Source organism: Frankia nepalensis, assembly GCF_016786325.1.
Lineage (GTDB): Bacteria > Actinomycetota > Actinomycetes > Frankiales > Frankiaceae > Pseudofrankia > Pseudofrankia nepalensis.
The window spans coordinates 25,800-43,732 of sequence record NZ_JADWYU010000150.1 but is presented as its reverse complement, the minus strand read 5'-3'; the positions used below and the strand labels follow the sequence as shown (position 1 = coordinate 43,732).

Below are 17,933 nucleotides of genomic sequence, written 5' to 3'. Positions count from 1 at the left end.
CCCGTATGGGTCCGAGTCCGGCCACGGTGTGCGCACCGGGATCAAGTCGGAACAGTCACCGCGACGGGACCACCCGCCGACACACACCGCCGCGGCCCACCGGTGAAATGTTATGAGACTGTCTCGTTTACTTTCGTGGTCGGTCGTTCTACAGTCGAGTCGCGTGAAGCCCCGGTAGACGCCTCGGCGACCGCCACGGGAGCCATCCGCCGGGGTACCGCCCGGCCATTGGCGACGCGCGCTACACACAACCCGGTCGAGGCCGTGGCAAGGGCCTCGCCTTCACCGCTTCGCTCCCTCGTCCGGCACTACGCAAGCCGGACGGCGGTCCAACCCAGCGGAGGAACCATGCAGCTCGAGCACGTCCGCTTCGACGTCGAGGACGCCGTCGGGGTCATCACTCTGGACAGGCCGGACAAGGCCAATGCCCAGAGCCCGAAGGTGCTCGAGGAGCTGGACCATGCCTGGAACGCCGCGGATGAGGACGCCGACGTCAAGGTCATCGTCTTCCAGAGCACTGGCAGGCACTTCTCCGCCGGGCACGACATGACGCCCACCGAACAAGCCAACGCGCGGCCCAAGTGGCAGGCTGACCGGCACTACGACTGGGAGACTCGCCGCTTCCTCCACTACGCCAAGAGCTGGCGGGAGGTACCCAAGCCGTCGATCGCCGCCGTCCAGGGCAAGTGCATCGCGGCCGGGCTGATGCTGTGCTGGCCCTGCGATCTCATCATCGCCGCGGACAATGCCGAGTTCTCCGACCCCGTGCTGTACATGGGGATCGCGGGCGTCGAGTTCCACGGTCATACCTGGGAGCTCGGCCCACGCAAGGCCAAGGAACTGCTGTTCGCCGGCGACTCGATCAGCGCCGAGGAAGCCCGGCAACTCGGCATGGTCAACCGGGTCGTGCCACTCGAGGAACTCCTGCCCGCAACCATGGCCCTGGCCCGGCGCATCGCCCGGCAGGACAGTTTCGCCCTGCGCATGGCGAAGAGGGCCGTCAACCACACCCTCGACGTCCAGGGCTTCTCCACCGCAGTCGACGCCGTGTTCGACATGCACCAGCTCGGTCACGCCCGGGCCGCGGTCGTCAACGACGGCCGGTCGTCGGTGCTCGCCGGCCTGACCTCCATGAAGCGCAAGGCAAGAGACGACTGACGCGCGGGCGATTCCGCCCGCGTACTCCCGAGGCCGCTGGCCGGCAGCGCCGGATCCACTGTCGCCCTGCGTCTGCTTGCCATGCCCGCGTCTGGTGGACGCCAAGCCGCCCGGAGCCAGCCAGTCCCGACGTCTAGAAATCAGAAACGAGGTGGAGGATGCGAGCGGTAGTCGTCGGCGCATCCAGCGGTTTAGGCCGGTACATAGGAATCGAGCTCGCGCGGCGCGGCGCGCGCACCGCGCTGCTCGCGCGCCGCCACGACCGCCTCACCGCGGCGGCGGAGGAGGCCGGCCCGGGCACGCTGGCCATCCCCTGCGACGTGACGCAGCAGCATTCCTGCGTGAAGGCGGTCGAGGATGCCGCCCAGGGTCTCGGTGGCATCGACGCGCTGGTCTACGCGACGGGGGTCGGCCCGCTGGCTCCCATTGAGGACCTCTGCGCCCAGACCTGGCGCCAGACCTTCGACACCAACGTCATCGGGGCCTCGCTGGTCACGGCGGCGGCCCTTCCCTATCTCAAGGAGTCGAGCGGCAACGCGGTGTACCTGTCGTCGATCAGCGCTTCCGAGACTCCGCCCTGGCCTGGCCTCGGCGCGTACGCGGTCAGCAAGGCGGCGCTCGACAAGCTGACCGAGGCGTGGCGCGGCGAGCATCCCACCGTCGGCTTCACCCGCATCGCCATGGGCGTCTGCCAGGGCGGCGACGCCGGCGCCCACACCAGCTTCACCGACGGCTGGGATATGGAGCTCGCCGCCAGGCTCTATCCGATCTGGGCGGACAGGAACCTCTTCCGCGGTGATTTCGTCGCCGTCGACGACCTGGTCCGGGTCGTGCACAGCGTGCTGGAGAGCGGCGGTGCGACCTGCTTCCCCTCGGTGGTGGTGACAGCGCGTTCGAAGGATGCCTGACCGGCGGCTTCCACCCGCCGCCGCGGCTCGGCGACCAGCGCCGGCATCAAGAAGCCAACACAGGAAGGCAGCTCGTTGGACCTGCAAGGACGTTCCGCGGTGGTGACTGGCGGCGCCGGCGGCCTGGGCTCCGCGACGGCACGGCGTCTCGTCGAGGCCGGCATGCACACCGTCGTCTTCGACAGAGACGTGGACCGGGCAGCCGAACTGGCGAAGGAGCTAGGCGACAACGCCACGGCCGTCAGCGGTGATGTCCTGAGCGACGACGACGTCGCCCTGGCCATCGACGCCGCCCGGGCCGCCGGCCCGTTCTCCCTGCTCGTCAACGTCGCCGGCGGCGGTGCCGGAGGAGGACGGCTGGTCGCGCGCGACGGCACACCGCATGACAAGAACGCGTTCATCAAGACCCTTGAGATGAACGCAGTGACGACGTTCAACATGACGCGCCTGGCCGCCGCCGCCATGGCGAGCAACGAACCAGACGAGCACGGCCAGCGTGGCGTCGTCGTCAACACCGCCTCGATCGCCGGGCTGGAGGGCCGGACCGGCCAGGTCGGCTACGGGTCCGCGAAGGCGGCCATCCTGGGCATGACGCTGCCCATGGCCCGCGATCTTGCCGTGATCGGCGTGCGCGTGTGCGCCGTCGCCCCCGGCACGATGGGGACGCCAATCATGTACACGCTGCGTGACGAGCTGCGCGCCGAACTGACCAAGGGCATCGTCTTCCCGCCGCGCTTCGGGCGACCGGAGGAGTTCGCGCTGCTGGTCGAGTCGATCGCGCGTAACCCCTACCTCAACGGCGAGAACATCCGCCTAGACGGCGCGCTGCGTTTCGCGCCCTAGCACCGGCAGAGGCAGGTGGCCACGCCGTCATATCGGCGGGATCACGCCAGGCCAGCCGCCGTTCGGCGGCACTCCTACCCTGGTGGATAAACCCGCCGACACCGCCGCGGGCGGAACGCCACGGGGCCGCGTACCGCCAACCACAGACGACACGGACACCGCAGTTAGGCATGGTAATGAGCGAGCTGTACTGGGACCCCTACGACAAGGCGATCGACACGAACCCGTACCCGGTCTGGCGCCGCATGCGCGACGAACAACCGGTCTATTATAACGAAAAGTTCGAATTCTTCGCGCTGTCGCGGCACGCCGACGTCGAGGCGTTGCACCGCGACCCGGGGACCTACAGCTCCGCCTACGGCATCGTGCTCGAGCTCATGAAGCCCGAGCCGATGGACAGTGCCCACATCATCTCGATGGACCCCCCGAAGCACACCACCCTGCGGGCGCTCGTCTCCCGCGCTTTCACCCCGCGGCGGGTGGCCGCGCTGGAGGACCGCATCCGGGCGCTGTGCGTCGAGATGCTCGACCCCCAGATCGACGGTGGCGGGTTCGACTACGTGCAGGACTTCGCCGCCCAGCTTCCTTCGAAGGTCATCTCGGAGCTCATCGGCGTCGACCCGGAGGACCGGGAGGAGGTCCGCCACACGATCGACCAGATGTTCCACCTGGACCCCGAAAAGGGAATGATCAACGACGTCTCGATCGCGGCGAACTCCAGGCTGCACGGTTACCTGACCGAAAAGATCGAGGGCAGGCGCCGGGCGCCCCGGGACGACATGATGACCGGCCTGACCACGGTCGAGGTGGCGACCGACCAGGGCACCCGCCGGCTGACCTCGAAGGAGGCGGCGGACTTCAGCCTCCTGCTGGTCGCCGCCGGCACGGAGACCGTTGCCCGGATGCTCGGCTGGGCCTGCGTGCTGCTCGAGGCGCACCCCGGCCAACGCGCCGAGCTGGCCGCCGACCCGGCACTCCTGCAGAACGCGGTCGAGGAGATCCTGCGCTACGAGGCACCCTCCCCGGTGCAGGGACGCACCATCACCAAGGAGGTCGAACTGCACGGCGTGACCATTCCGACGAGGTCCAGGGTGCTCGCGCTGACAGGTTCGGCCGGGCGCGACGAGCGCAAGTACCCGGACGCCGATGCCTTCGACATCCATCGCCGGTTCGACGGTCACGTCTCGTTCGGCCACGGCATCCACTTCTGTCTTGGTGCCTCGCTCGCCCGGATGGAGGGCCGCGTCGCGTTGGAGGAGACCCTGCGCCGCTTCCCCGCCTGGGAGGTCAACCACGCGGAGGCGGTGCGGCTGCACACCAGCACCGTGCGCGGGTACCAGCGGTTGCCCATCGCCGTCTGACGCGCGCGCCGCGCGCCTCTTCCGCCGCGACGAAGCAGTTCGAGGCCGATCTGAAGCGCCGGTCCGGCCCTGGCGTCCTTCGCCCCGGGACGACCTTGGTCGCCAGCGGCGCGCCGGGGAGTGCACTGGTCGTTCGGAGCGGACGTCGGCGACTGGCCGGGCCGGCCGGCCGAGCGGACAGCCCGGTCGGCCCCGCGGAGCCGCGACACGGCTGCCTCGCCGCACGGCACTCACAAACTCTCGCAGGAAGGCGGCCAGTAGTGCGGTTCATCTTTCAGTACCCGGAAAAGAAGGGATCCGACGGCGACATGCTCGACGCCGGGGCTCTGCGCGAGGTGGCGCTGGCCGTCGAGGAGTCCGGCTTCGCCGGATTCTCGCTCACCGAGCACCCGGTGCCCGGCGCCGCCTGGCTGGCCGCGGGCGGCCACCAGACACTCGATCCGTTCGTCGCTCTGGGCTATGCCGCCGCCGTGACAGACCGAATCCGCCTTCTCACCTACCTGGCGGTCGCTCCCTACCGGAATCCCTTCGTCCTCGCCAAGGCCGCGGCGACCGTTGACAAGCTTTCTGACGGGCGGCTGATCCTGGGCCTGGGAGCTGGGTACCAGAAGAGCGAGTTTTACGCCCTCGGCGTCGACCTCAGTGAGCGCAACGCGCTGTTCGACGAGGTGCTCGACGTGCTGCCCCTGCACTGGAGCGGGGAGCCGTTCAGCTACCAGGGCCGTCACTTCAGCGCGAGGGACGTCGTCGCGCTCCCCCGGCCCGCGCAGAATCCGATCCCGATCTGGATCGGTGGCAACTCGGCTCTGGCCCGCCGCCGGGTGGCCGAACGGGCGCAAGGCTGGATGCCGATGCGGGGAGGTCCCGAACTGAGCGCGGCCGCGCGCACCCCAGCGCTCGACTCGCCCGGAGACCTGGACGACGCCCTCGCCAGCCTGCGAGAGGCCGCGACGGCCGCCGGCCGGGCCGACCACGTCGACGTGCTCTATTCCTACCGCGCCCCAGGGCTAGCGACACCCACCGTCGAGCCAGAGCGCCATCGTGAGGCGTTCGTACAACTGGAGAAGGCGGGCGTCACGTGGATCTCGGTGACAACCCACAGCGAGTCGACCTCCGCCACGCTGGAGTTCGTCCAGGCCTTCGGCAAGACCTACCTGTCCTGACGTAGAGGACGCGACCCGGCGCAAGCGGAGCCCGGTACCCCGCTGGCCTGCCCCGCGCTTCCTCGTCCGATGTTCCCGGGCCGCCCGCCACCACCAGCCCCAGCTCGCCTAGGAGATGTTGCGGTGCCAATCCGAGTCATCCAGTGGACGACCGGCCCGATCGGCCGGGCCGCGCTACGGGAAGCGATCGAGAACCCGGAACTGGATCTTGTCGGCGTCTTCGTGCACAGCGAAGACAAGGTCGGTGTCGACGCCGGCACACTCGTCGGCCTTCCGCCGACAGGAATCCTCGCCACCAATGACAAGGCGCGAATAGTCGCGCTCGATGCCGATGCGGTCATCCACGCGGCCAGCAAGGCCGTCGGGACGGACACCAGTGCCGAGGACATCGAGGCGCTGCTCACGTCAGGCAAGAGCGTGATCTCGACGATGTCCTACACGCATGTCCCGACGGTCAGTCAGGACGTGCACGAGCGATTCCAACGGGCCTGCGCCGCGGGCGGTTCCCGCTTTCTCGCCGCCGGCGAGCACCCGGGCTTCATGTTCGAGCGGCTCGCGGTCGGCCTGACCCTCCTGTCGCAGCGCGTCGACCGGATCACCGTCCAGGAATTCGTCGACTGCTCCCACATGCCCCAGAAGGAGATGCTCGTCGACCTGATGGGCATGGGGAAGCAGCCCGAGGAGATCACGACCGAGTCACCGGTGTTTCGGTCCATGTCGGTGGAGTTCGAGCAGTCGCTGGCCGCCGCTGCCGACGCGCTTGGCCTGCGGATCGACGAGATCCGCGCGGAGATCCGGACCGCGGTCGGGAAGGCCGACGTCGTGCTGCCCGTCGCGACGCTGCCGGCCGGAACGGTTGTCGGCCAGATTCTCACGTGGACGGCCTACCACGCGGGCGAGCCCACGCTGGTTGCCGAGGAGTACTGGACCTGCACCGCCGACATCCCCGAGTGGGAACTCGCGCTCGACGGCCACACTGTGCGCGTGATCATTGAAGGCGCGCCGAGGATGAACCTCGAGTTGAGCGTCGACCTGGCACCGCTGCCCGAACTGGGTGACCTTTCCGGCGGCGTCGTCGCCGTCGCCATGACCGCCGTGCGCGCGATTCCCTACGTCCTGCGCGCCCAGCCGGGAATCGTGGTGCCCGAGATTTTTGGCGCATACCGCTGGCCGTCCTGATTCGGCCATCCCAGAGACAGAGGAGCGAGCAGAAGTGCCCACTTATTTTCCCTTACGTCCCCACCGCCCACATTCGCGCCACAGCACGGCGCTGACCGCCGCCGCGGCCGTCCTCGCCGCCGCGGCTGCCAGTGGCTGCGCGGGCGACAACGGCGCACCGGGCGCCGGAAACTCCTGCAACGCCCCCGGAGTGTCGGCGGACGAGATTCGGATCGGCCTGGTCTTCCCGAACGACGGGACGATCGGTGCGGCGCTCAAGAGCGCCCGCAGTGGCGTGGACGCCCGCCTCGGGTTGGTGAACGAAGCCGGCGGCATCCACGGCCGGAAGATCACCTACGTCTGGCGCGACGACCAGGGAACCGCCCAGGCCAACAATGTCGCCGTGCAGGAACTTGTCGGCTCCGCCGACGTGTTCGCGCTCCTCGAGGCGTCGACGGGTGCCTCGGGCGGCGCGGACTACCTCCGCTCTCAGAGCGTCCCGGCCATCGGGCTTCCGATCGAGAGCATATGGGCCGACCCCGCCTACCCGAACATGTTCACTTTCCCCTCCCTTGTGGCGAGCGGGTCGGCGTCGGATGTCTTCGGCCGGTACGTCCTGGCTCAGGGCGGGAGCCGGGCTGTCATCGTCTCCACCGACTCCGTCGTGGCCGCGCAGCGGTTCACGCCCCTGATCGGGCAGAGTCTTGCCGCATCGCGGATCCCGACCACACAGCTTGCGTACAACTCGACCATCACCAACCCGGCGCGTTTCGCGGAGCAGCTGCGCGAGTCCGACGCCGACGTTCTCGTGCTGGACCTGCCTCCCGCCGACGGTCCCCAGATTCTCGCTGCCGCGCGCGCCGCGGGCCTCACCTTCCGGGTCGTGCTCGCCGCCGCCGGGTACGGCAAGGAGACCATCGAGCGCTACGGCGCGTCGGTCGCCGGTTTCACGACGTTCTCTATTTTTGTGCCGTTCGAGGCGAAAGTCCCTGCCCAGCGAGAATATCTGGACGCCGCGCAACGGCACGCGCCGGAACTGCAGTCGCCGTCCGAGGACGTGGCGTACGGGACATACATCGCCACCGACATCCTGGTTCGCGGGCTGACCGATGCCGGGCCCTGCCCGACCAGGGAAGGATTCGTCCAGGCCCTGCGCGCCGTGACGGACTACAACGCGGGCGGTCTGGTTTCCGGTCGACTCACGTTCGACAAGAACGTCGGGCAGCCTTTCAGTTGCCTGATCTTCTCCCGGGTGAACGCGGCCGGCACGGCATTCGAGGTCGTGCCCAACACGACGCCGGGCGCGCCCTCCCCGACCGAGTGGTGTGGCGAGCGCCTGGCGGGGGCCTCCTGAGACCGTGCTCACGAGGAAGCGAGCCAGTTCATGGTTGTGGGCGGCGATGCCGGCCGGTTGCGGCGCAGCCGGCCGGTTGGCGTCGTCGACAGCTGGCGCGACTAGACGACCCGCGCGTCGGCGCAGGACCAAGTGCGGGTCGTCATGTCAACGATGCACGGGTTCACGTCGATGGACTGGCAGCCCGGGCTGGACACCATGAACTGGGCGATGGACTCCAACGCCCGCGCGAGGTCGGCGACGATCTGGGGCGCCTTGACCTGCAGGTAGCCGCCGATCCTGGTGCCTGTGACGAGCCGGCGGGCCGCCTCGGTGTCCGTCAGGTCGGCCAGCCCCAGCGCGACGTCGTCGAGGTACTCGACGGCGCCACCGCCGGAGCCGAACAGGACCAACGGGCCGAACTCGGCGTCCCGGTGAGCGCCGAGGATCAGCTGGATCTGCCCGAAGGCGAACCCCTCGACCACGACCGAGGACACATCCCATTCCCGCCCGGCCCGGACGATCCGCTCATAGGCCGCCAGCACCACCGCGGGGTCACCTCCGCTGTGAAACTCGATCAGGCCGTGGTCGGCTTTGTGGACCGCGCTGGGCACATTTGCCTTGAGCGCCACGCGACCGCCGAGCGACTGGACGGTCGCGGCGGCTTCCTGGGCCGACGCGCACGCCCGCGCCTCGACGAACGGCAGGCCGAGCTTGCCCAGAAGCTCCCGGGCCGCGGCATACGACAGTGGCTCGAACTCCGCGCTGGTGGCGCCCTCCGGAGGCCGGCGGCGCCGCGCGAGGCTGGCCAGCAGTTCCGGTGCTCTCAGCCCATAGGCCTGGTACAGGGACATGGCGTGCACTGCCCGCACGGAGTTGGGGAACACCGGATGACCGGTCGCGGACAGCAGAGCTACCTGCGTGCGGGTGAACTGCCCAGCGGGCCAGGCGGACAGGGCGGCTTTGGCGTCCAGGTTCGCGAGCGCCCCGGGGAGCTCCGCGTAGTAACGCTCGGCGAGCTCGGGGCCGAACACCGGCGACGCGACGAGCACGTGGCTGAAGTCGTTCTTGCTGGCGAACGCCGCGATGCCTTCCCGCAACCGCGTCGGCCTGCTGACGACCTCCCCGGTCGGGTCGAACGGGTTCGCCCCCTTCGCGTACTCGAAGGTCTCGTCCACGAACGCGGCGAACGCGTCGGTCGCCGGTGGGAGCGCGATGTCGGCCCGGGCGCACTGGTCGGCGATCAGGGCGGCCTCGCCGCCTGAGACGGAGACGACTCCCAGCCGCAGCGGCTCGGCGGGCGGCCGACCCCACACCTCGACCAGGCGCGCGACCTCCCACAGCTCGTCGAGGTCCTGGACCGTGATCACGCCGTGGTCACGCAGTACTGATGCCTGCGCGGCGGCGTCACCAGCGATCGCGCCTGAGTGGGCCTGCACCACGGCGCGCCCGACGGTCGACTGGCCGACCTTGAGCAGCACAATGGGCTTGCCCAGGGCCAGCGCGGCCGCCGCGACCGCCCTGGCCTTGGCCACGGAGCCGAACGACTCGATGACGGCCATGATGACGGAAATTCGGAAGTCGGACAGGAAGTATTCGATGAGGTCCCAGACGTCGACGTCGACCTGGTCGCCGGTGGCGACCGAGATACCGACGCCGACGCCGTTGGCCTGCGCGCGGTTGAAAAGCGTGTTGCCGCAGGCGCCGCTCTGGCTGACCAGGGCCACCGGCCCGAGGCGGACCTCGCCGGGGCCGTGGTGGTTGTGGGCCGCGCGCGGAACATACGAGTCGAACAGGTTGAGCAGGCCGGCCGTGTTCGGCCCCAGCACCCTAAGGCCGCTCCGACCGATGAGGGCCTCCAGATCCGCGGCCCTGGCCTGTCCCTGCTCTCCGGCCGCGCCTTCCCCGAATCCCGAGGAGACCAGTGTGACCGACGGGATTCCCTTCTCGACGCACTCCTCGAGCACCGGCAGGGCGAGCCGGGCCGGGACCGTCACCACGGCCGTGTCGACCGGTCCAGGGATGTCCAGCACTGATCGGTGGCAGGCGATCCCCTGCACCTCGGCTCGGCCTGGGTTCACCGGGTAGATCTGGCCGCTGTATCCGAAGCTCTGGAGGTTGTGGATCGGCGCGCCGTTGAACGTCGTCGGCTGGTCACCGGCGCCGACTATCGCTACGGCGCGTGGTCTGAGAAGCGTCTCCAGCACCTGCTGCCTGCTGGTCTGGCCCGTCACGTCGCGCCTCCTGATGGTCTCGTGTTCTCTCGCCGACGCGCGACGCCGACGGTGGAATTTCCGGATGGCCGCGGCATCCTGGACCGCGCGCCGCGCACGGTGGTCCGCCGCGGAAGCGCCGCGTCCGATCACCACGTCGTTTGGGCCGGCTCTCCCAGCTGTGGCACCTTTCTGCTGGCTAGTCCGGGAAGACGACCCTGTCGTGCTCGCCCAGCGTCGGTGGCGCCATATAGGGCTCGAGAATCTGCCCGCCGACCCGGATGGGCGTCATTGCCAGCGTGATGTCACCGAGATTGGGGTGGCTCACGGTCCGCACCGACCGCGCCTCGGGCGCGGTGAGTGCCTCGGGCACCGCGCGCACGACACCGTTCGGTACGCCACGGCGATCCAGCACCTCAGCCCACTCGCTGGCCGCGCGTTCGGCCAGGGCCTGCTCGAGCTCCTTGCGCAGTTCGGTCCGGTGCGCGACGCGCGCGCTGTTCGACCCGAAGCGCGCATCGGCGGCGAGTTCGGGACGCCCGAGCACCGAGCAGAGCTCCCGGAACTGGCCATCTGTCCCAGCCGCGATCACGATCGGGCTCGTCCTGGTCGGATAGACCCCGTAGGGCACCACGTGTGGGTGCTCCGTGCCCATGCGCTCCGCCGAGGCCGACGCGAGAAACCAGCCAGCCGCCTGGTTCGAGAGCAACGACAGCATCGCCTCGTACAGCGAGACGTGTATCGGGGTGCCCGAACCGGTCCGGTCGCGTTCGTACAGTGCCGCCGTGACGGCGCTGACCGCGTACAGCCCGGCGGTGAGATCCGCGATCGGGACGCCGACCTTTACCGGGCCTCCGTCCGCTTCACCGGTGACCGCCATGATCCCGCCGAGAGCCTGCACGATGAGGTCGTAGCCGCGGCGCTCCGGCTCCTCGGGTCCGAACCCGGACAGTGTCAGGTGGACGATGCGCGGGTTGATCCGGACTACCCGCTCCCACTCCACGCCAAGGCGTGCCGCGATCTCGCCGGTGAAGTTGTGCACGACGACGTCGGCTTCCACCAGCAGGGCGTCGAGCCGTTCCCGGCCGGCCGGGCTGGCGAGGTCGGCGACGACACCCCACTTGTTCCGGTTGGGCCCGAAGTAGTACGCCGCCGTGCCCTGGAAGAAGGGCGGCCCCCAGCGGCGGGTTTCGTCGCCTCCCGGAGCTTCGACCTTGACGACGTCGGCACCCAGGTCGGCGAGGATCATTGTGCAGAAGGGCCCCGCCAGGACGCGGGACAGGTCCAGGATCTTGACGCCGTGGAGCGGGCGCCCGCTGTTTGCCGGTGAGCACGGCCAGCGTGCCTGGGTCGTCATCAGCCGCCCCCCGCGGGCCGCGGCAAGAACTGGCCGCCCTCGTGCTCCCATGACGGACAAGGCCACCGCATCGTGGTTGTTCCACCTCCAGGGAATAGGGGTCGGGCGTCGGCGCGAGGCCGCCGTCGCGGCGACCAGGTGTTGGCATCGGCGCCGTCTGGTGCCCGCCGAGCGCTGGCGGGCACCAGATCAGCGGGATCAGGCCGTCATGCCCTGTCGCCGTCCACGTCCTTCCCAGGGCGGGTCAGCTGTCCAGTCGCTGCTGGTAGAGGTCCAGGGCGGGGCTGGTGTGGTGACTGAGCTGGTGGGACAGGAAGTGATACCTGTCAAAGTCGTCCCATCCCTGCCGGGCGGCCAGGAACTGGAAACTCAGCTTGGATAGCTCGAGGGTCTCCCGGGAGACCTTCGCCAGGCGCTCGGCGATCACCTCGATGTGCCTGTCCAGCTCGTCGTGGTCCACCACCCAGTTGACGAGGCCGAGCGCGAGCGCCTCATCGGCGCCGAGCCGCTCGTTCAGCCAGAGCAGGGACTTCGCGCGACGGACGCCGACGCTGCGGACGAACGTCGGCACCTCGGCGTCGTTGATCTCCAGCGGCCCGAGGATGGGCGATCCGAAGACCGCGTCCGGCGTGGCGACCACCAGGTCGCAGGCCTCGACGAACATCATGCCGGCGGCGAGCGAGTAGCCCTGCGCGCGGCAGATGGTCGGGATCGGCAGCTGCCGAATCCTTTCCACGGGCCGCACGAACATCTGCCATTCCTGCCGCCACCGGCGCTCGGCGGTGGACTGGTTGGCCCGGTACCGCGGGTTCTCGGCCGACTGCTTGAGGTCGTGACCGGCGCTGAACGATCGTCCCTTCCCGCCGAGCACGAGGACGCGCACCGTCTCGCTGCGCTCGACGTCGTCGAGCGCGCGCTGCAGCGCCTCCAGCAGGTCGAGGTTCTGGGCGTTGTGCACCCGGGGCCGGTTGAACCAGATCCAGCGGACGCTGCCGCGATCCTCGACCAGAACCGGTGGCTCGTCGGCGGGGGTACCCGCGGAGTCAGGCGGCATCGGTGGTCACCTCGCTCGGTAAGGCCATTGCGGCCACGGCCTGGGAGACAGAACCGGTCACTTCGCCGGTTCCAGGGCACGCTGCTGGAGCTCGGTCAGCGCCGCGGCACGCGCCTCGGCCTCCTTCGCGCGCTCCAGGATCTGGTAGGCGCTGCGGACGAAGGGGCCGTCGGTCATCTGGCCCTCGACCACCCGGACGGTCTCGCCGACCGCGTGGGCCTCCTCGTCGGCCGCGACGACCTTGCGCGCCCACTCGATGTCCCGCTCGGACGGGGTGAACTCGCCGTGGACCGGCGGGAGTTGCCGCGGGCTGATGACGAACGAGCCGTCGAAGCCGAGCTGGGCCGACGCCCGCGCGCAGTGCCGCGTGCCGTCCTCGTCGTGCATGTTCGCCCAGCCGGTGTCGATCACCTTGAGGCCGGCGGCCCGCGCCGCGACGACCACGCGCTCCTTGGCGTAGAGGTGCTCGAACGGGTAGTCCCAGATCACCCGGTCGCCGCCGATCCCGATCCGGCGCACCCGCAGCTCGCAGGACAGGTCGCCGCCGCCGAAGGCCAGGCCGCGTAGCCGGGGCATCTTGCTGATGGCGTCGACGTTCTGCACGGCGGCGGCGGTCTCGACCATCGACCACAGGCCGACCGAGTTGATCTCCCGGCCGCTCGCGTGCTCGGCACGCTCCAGCAGGTCGGCGGCGATCGCGAGGTCCCGCGGCCCGCGGACCTCCGCCAGCATGATGTTCAGGACGCCGGCGGCGACCAGTTCGTGGAGGTCCTCCTGGCCCTCGGACCCGTAGACGCTGTTGATTCGGACCATGACTTCCTTCTGGCCGAACTCGGCGGTCCGCAGGAACTTCGCCACCGCTGTCCTCGCCTCCGCCTTCCGCGAAGGGTGAACACCGTCCTCCAGCTCGATCATCAGACCGTCCGCGGCCGACCGGGCAGCCTTCTCCAGCAGTTTTGGCTGAAGGCTGGGAACAATAAGCAGGGAACGCAGCAGAATCATGTGTGCACACCTCCGAAGAACACGCTCGCGCGCCAGCGTGAGCGGTGGATGACTGAGCTCTTGCGCCGGCCTTCGCGGAAACCACCGGCCCGTTTCGAGGGAGAGTCGAGACGGGAAAGCACACAATTTTGTTCCGTCGGCAGATCGACGCCACCCTAGCTGAAGATCTTGCGGATGCTCCGGTCCACCTGGATGTCCACGAGCCGTGGTTCACGGGACGCGACCGCGTCGAGAACCGCGGCCACCGCGGACTCGACGGTGTCGACGCGGACGCCGTCGACACCGAAGGACCGGCCGAGGCCGACGAAGTCGACCTCCGGGTTAGTGATGTTCATGCCCGGAACCTTCTCGACCTCCTCGGCGCCAACCCCGGCGACGGTCATCATGCCGCCCTTGAGGATCCGGTAGCTCGCGTTGTTGAGGACGCACACGACGATCGGGACCTGGTAGCGCGCGGCCGTCCACAGTGCCTGGATCGAATGCAGCGACGACCCGTCACCGATGATGGCGACCACGGCACGGTCCGGGCGGCCGATGGCCGCGCCGACCGCCTCCGGGAGGCCGAAGCCGATGCCGCCGCCCTTGGTGCCGCCGAGATAGCCGAGCTCGTCGGTGAACTGGCCGGCCATCTGCACCCAGGCCGAGTTCGACAACGACTCGTCGACGATGGTCGCGTTGTCCGGCAGCTTCTCATAGAGAGCGGTCATCAGCGCCGCGGTGTTGATCGGCACGTCCAGCGCGCGCTTCGCCGCCGACGCGAGGACCCGTTCACGCGCGGCCCTGTGCTTCTCGACCAGTGTGCCGTGGCGTTCGGCGATCGTCTCGGCGAGCGCCGGGGTGCGGTTCCGCTCGGACACGGCGGCCAGCGCGGACAGTGTCGCCGCCACGTCACCCAGCAGGGTCAGGTCCACGTCGACGCCGGGCCCCTGCGCGCTGTCGTCGGTCAGCACGATGACGCGGTGCCCCGCGGTGGACCAACTGGTGCCACCGTAGACGGCCGGGGCACGCAGGCCGAGGCCGCAGGCCAGCACGACGTCGTGCCTCGCGAAGACCTCCTCGAAGTTCTTCGCGTTCGGGAACATGATCCCCTGGGACATCGGATCCGACGTCGGGTAGTTCGCGTACGTCGACACCGGCTCCCAGTAGACGGCCGCAGCCAGGCCGTTGGCGAGTGCCCGAAGTTCGTCGACCGCCCGCCCGGCCCCGACGACGTCGCCCGCGATGATCGCGGGGCTCGACGCGGCGTGCAGCATCGCGACCGCGGCCTCGATCGCCGACGCCGACGCCGTGCCCAGGGCGGGGACTGATAGCGCGCCGGGCTCGGGCAGTCCCTCAGGCAGGACGGCTGTCTGCAGGTCGAGCGGAATGCTCACGAACGTGGGTGCCTGCGCCGGGGACAGCGCCTCGCGGATCGCCCGGCCCACCGCCACCGGTACCTCCTCGGCGGTCTGGGTCTCCCACGCCCACTTGGTCACCGGCCGCATCAGGTTGACGAGGTCGCCGTACAGCACCGGGTTGAGCAGTTGGTGGCGCCGGTCCTGCTGACCTGACAGCACCACCAGGGGCGTCCGGTTGCGGAACGCGTTGTAGATGTTGCCGAGCCCGCAGGCGATGCCCGGCGCGACGTGCAGCAGGCTGACCCCGGCCTTGCCCGTCGCGATCGCGTAGCCCGCGGCCATGCCCGTCGCGACGTTCTCGTGGAGGCACAGGTAGTAGGACAGCCCGGGTGTGCGGCCGATCGCGCCGACCAGGGGGAGCTCGGTCGTCCCGGGGTTTCCGAACACCGCGGTGACGCCCTGGCTCACCAGGGTGGCGGTGAGCGCCGAACTCACGTCGGGAGACGTTGTGGTCACCTGACCTCCGGTTCTTCATAATCTTGCCGGCGCGCACGAAAGAATAGGCGACGAATATGCCGGAAGAAATTTACGACTGCCGCGAGGATAGCCATCGACGACATTGTCCGCAAGGTTTGATTTGACGTTCCAATACAGGATAGTATCAATTCGTCAGGTCGCACGCAAGTGCCGCGACCATTCATTCAAAAGGACGTTCAGATGCAGGTTGCGACCGTTTCGATCGACGAAACGTTCCCGGTGCAATCACCGCCGGAGGCCGCCTGGAGGCTGCTGACCGACCCAACGGTCGTTGTACGTTGCATGCCCGGCGCCGAGATCGTCGAGGAACGCGCGGATGGGTCGTTGCTGGGTGCGCTGAAGGTGAAGCTCGGTCCTACCGTAGTCGCCTTCAGTGGTGAAGTCACGCCAAGCTTCGACGAGGTCGAGCGCCAGGGCAGCATCGCCGCGCACGGCGCCGACAGCCAGGGCCGGACGCGCGCGAAGGCAAACACCCGTTTCACCGTGACACCCCGGGAGGGATTCGGGACGTCAGTTTCCCTCACCGGGACGATCGAGGTCGCCGGGCCGCTCGCGCCGTTCGCCAGAACCGGCGGCGCCCACCTGGCCCGCAGAATGGTGGCGGACTTCTCCGCCAATCTGTCCGCATACATCGAGAACGCCGTCCAGGCGGCGGACGAACCGGATGGCCAAGCCGACGACCAGGCTCCCCCGCTGTCAAGGCCGCCCGCCGCCGCTCCGGTGAGCGGCCTGCGGCTCCTCTTTTCAACCTTCCTCGACATGCTGCGCTCCGGGCTCACCCGGCTGCGCGGCCTCGTGACGCGGCCCGCCCGCCGAAAGGACCGTTCATGAAGGTTTACGAAGCCGTCGCCCGCGCGATCCTCGACGAGGGCACCCGGACCGCGTTCTCGCTGCTGGGTGACGCGAACATGGAACTGGTGGCGTCGCTGCGCGCCCTCGGCCTCGCCGACATCCGCCAGAGCCGGCACGAGAGCGCGACCGTCGCCGAGGCCGAAGGATACGCACGCGCCAGCGGCACGCCCGCCGTCTGCTCGGTCACCTGCGGGCCCGGCCTTGCCAACGCCCTGCTCTCGCTCACCAGTGCCGTCCGCTCGCGCGCGCCGATCGTGCTGGTCACCGGGGCGCCCTCGAGGGACGACTCGACCAACCTCCAGCGCTTCGACCACCACGGCGTCGCGAAGCTCGCCGGCGCGGCCTACCAGACGGTGGGCAGCCCGGACGCCGTGCTCGACGCGGTCCGGTCCGCATTCCGGACCGCGCGCACCGGCAGTATCCCGGTCGTGCTGGACGTCGACATCGACATCCAGAACAGCGACTACCCATGGGACTACGCCTACGAGCCGTCGACGGTCGGCCTGACCCCCAGGCAACGCCCCTGGCCGGACGAGTTGGTCCTGCGCGCGGCGGTCGAGCGACTGCGCGCTGCCGAGCGGCCCGTCGTCCTCGCCGGCGAGGGCGCGGTCGCGGCCGGCGCCGCGGACGCCCTGCGGGCGCTCGCCGAGCGCGCGGGCGCGCTGCTGGCCGTCACGCTGCCCGCGCGCGGCCTGTTCCACCCCGACCCGTTCAACATCGGCGTCGCCGGGCTGTTCTCCTCACCGGTCGCGGGCGAGCTGCTCGCCGAGGCCGACTGCGTCGTCGCCGTCGGCGCGAGCCTGAACTACTTCACCACCGAGGGCGGCTACCTGTTCCCGAACGCGGCCGTCATCCAGGTGGACGTCGCGTCCCAGGTCACGATGTCGACGGGCAGGTCGGCGGACGTGTACCTGCTCGCGGACGCGCGCGTCGGCGCCGAGAAGCTGCTGGAGGCGCTGCGCGGCGACCCGCCGAGGACCGGCTACCGCACCCCCGAGGTCGCCCGGATGATTCGCGACCGGCCCATCGACGCGTCCACCCCCGAGCTCGAGCCGGGCACGGCCGACCCGCGCGAGGTGTGCGAGGAACTGGAACGGCGCCTGCCCGAGGTTGCCGGGCTGGTCATCGGCGGCGGCCATTTCTGGGCCTTTCCGATCATGCACATGGCGCGGCGCTACGAGCCCCAGTTGTTCGGCTACCACTTCGGCGCCATCGGCCAGGGCCTGCCGCTCGCGCTCGGGGCCGCCGCCGCTCGACCCGACCGGCCGGTCGTGCTCGTCGAGGGCGACGGCAGCCTCCTGATGAACGCCGGCGAGCTGGAGGGCCTCGCGCGGCGCGGGACGCGGGTGCTCGCGCTCATCCTCAACGACCAGGCGTACGGAGCCGAGTTCCACAAGCTGCGCGCCAAGGGCTTCGAGCCCGACCTGGGCGCGAACCCGCCGACGGACATCGCCGCCGTCGCCCGGGCCTTTGGCTGCCCGGGCGCGGTCATCACCGACGCGAAGGAGCTCGGGCCCCTGGTCGACGAGTTCCTCGCCGGGACCGGGCCGATGCTCATCGACTGCCGCATCTCGCGCAACGTCATCAGCGCGCCCTACCGGCGCATGCACTTCGGCCTCGAGCACTGACACCGGTCCATGCCCCCACCAGCGAAGGG

14 protein-coding genes are annotated in these 17,933 nt (G+C 69.7%); 9 read left to right on the top strand and 5 right to left on the bottom strand.

Translation table 11 applies throughout. The annotated features are described in order from the left end of the window. Positions 1 to 348 precede the first annotated feature (348 nt). The 7 genes from I6A81_RS23595 (at position 349) to I6A81_RS23565 (ending at position 7,945) form a co-directional block, all read left to right on the top strand. Positions 349 to 1,158 carry an enoyl-CoA hydratase gene (locus I6A81_RS23595; protein WP_203002616.1) on the top strand — a complete coding sequence of 270 codons (810 nt, stop codon included), beginning with the start codon at positions 349 to 351 and terminating at the stop codon, positions 1,156 to 1,158. 158 nt (positions 1,159 to 1,316) lie between these two features. Then, on the top strand, positions 1,317 to 2,066 hold the full coding sequence (locus I6A81_RS23590) for an SDR family NAD(P)-dependent oxidoreductase (protein WP_203002617.1): 750 nt from the start codon (positions 1,317 to 1,319) through the stop codon (positions 2,064 to 2,066). 75 nt (positions 2,067 to 2,141) lie between these two features. Beyond that, complete coding sequence (locus I6A81_RS23585; RefSeq protein WP_203002618.1) at positions 2,142 to 2,909, top strand: SDR family NAD(P)-dependent oxidoreductase; 768 nt, start codon at positions 2,142 to 2,144, stop codon at positions 2,907 to 2,909. Between the two features lie 176 nt (positions 2,910 to 3,085). Further along, complete coding sequence (locus tag I6A81_RS23580) at positions 3,086 to 4,270, top strand: cytochrome P450 (protein ID WP_203002619.1); 1,185 nt, start codon at positions 3,086 to 3,088, stop codon at positions 4,268 to 4,270. A gap of 260 nt (positions 4,271 to 4,530) precedes the next feature. Continuing rightward, entirely contained in the window at positions 4,531 to 5,433 is a 903-nt protein-coding gene (locus I6A81_RS23575) for an LLM class F420-dependent oxidoreductase (RefSeq protein WP_203002620.1), read from the top strand. A 69-nt stretch (positions 5,434 to 5,502) separates the two neighbouring features. Then, a complete protein-coding gene (locus I6A81_RS23570; protein ID WP_203002621.1) occupies positions 5,503 to 6,612 on the top strand; it encodes a hypothetical protein in 1,110 nt (369 codons plus the stop codon). Between the two features lie 34 nt (positions 6,613 to 6,646). Next, positions 6,647 to 7,945 (top strand): ABC transporter substrate-binding protein, encoded by a 1,299-nt coding sequence (locus tag I6A81_RS23565; RefSeq protein WP_203002622.1) that lies wholly within the window; start codon positions 6,647 to 6,649, stop codon positions 7,943 to 7,945. A gap of 101 nt (positions 7,946 to 8,046) precedes the next feature. On the opposite strand, the gene I6A81_RS23560 is transcribed toward I6A81_RS23565, so the two are convergent. From I6A81_RS23560 to I6A81_RS45740, 5 genes are all read right to left on the bottom strand, one after another. Then, positions 8,047 to 10,158 (bottom strand): acetate--CoA ligase family protein, encoded by a 2,112-nt coding sequence (locus I6A81_RS23560; RefSeq protein WP_203002623.1) that lies wholly within the window; start codon positions 10,156 to 10,158, stop codon positions 8,047 to 8,049. A 178-nt stretch (positions 10,159 to 10,336) separates the two neighbouring features. Next, a complete protein-coding gene (locus tag I6A81_RS23555; protein WP_203002624.1) occupies positions 10,337 to 11,494 on the bottom strand; it encodes a CaiB/BaiF CoA transferase family protein in 1,158 nt (385 codons plus the stop codon). 244 nt (positions 11,495 to 11,738) lie between these two features. Further along, positions 11,739 to 12,548 carry an enoyl-CoA hydratase-related protein gene (locus I6A81_RS23550; protein WP_203002625.1) on the bottom strand — a complete coding sequence of 270 codons (810 nt, stop codon included), beginning with the start codon at positions 12,546 to 12,548 and terminating at the stop codon, positions 11,739 to 11,741. A 57-nt stretch (positions 12,549 to 12,605) separates the two neighbouring features. Next, positions 12,606 to 13,550: an HpcH/HpaI aldolase/citrate lyase family protein gene (locus I6A81_RS23545; protein WP_203002626.1), complete on the bottom strand. Its 945-nt coding sequence runs from the start codon at positions 13,548 to 13,550 to the stop codon at positions 12,606 to 12,608. Positions 13,551 to 13,705: 155 nt separating this feature from the next. Next, positions 13,706 to 15,403 carry a thiamine pyrophosphate-binding protein gene (locus I6A81_RS45740; RefSeq protein ID WP_203002627.1) on the bottom strand — a complete coding sequence of 566 codons (1,698 nt, stop codon included), beginning with the start codon at positions 15,401 to 15,403 and terminating at the stop codon, positions 13,706 to 13,708. 201 nt (positions 15,404 to 15,604) lie between these two features. Here I6A81_RS45740 and I6A81_RS23535 point away from each other — a divergent pair, with 201 nt between their 5' ends. Together I6A81_RS23535 and I6A81_RS23530 are read left to right on the top strand one after the other, a co-directional pair. Next, on the top strand, positions 15,605 to 16,255 hold the full coding sequence (locus I6A81_RS23535; RefSeq protein WP_203002628.1) for an SRPBCC family protein: 651 nt from the start codon (positions 15,605 to 15,607) through the stop codon (positions 16,253 to 16,255). Beyond that, the gene (locus I6A81_RS23530; protein ID WP_203002629.1) at positions 16,252 to 17,904 is read left to right on the top strand and encodes a thiamine pyrophosphate-binding protein; all 1,653 of its coding nucleotides are present in this window, start codon (positions 16,252 to 16,254) and stop codon (positions 17,902 to 17,904) included. Before I6A81_RS23535 ends, I6A81_RS23530 begins: the two co-directional genes overlap by 4 nt. The last annotated feature ends 29 nt before the right edge of the window (positions 17,905 to 17,933 follow it).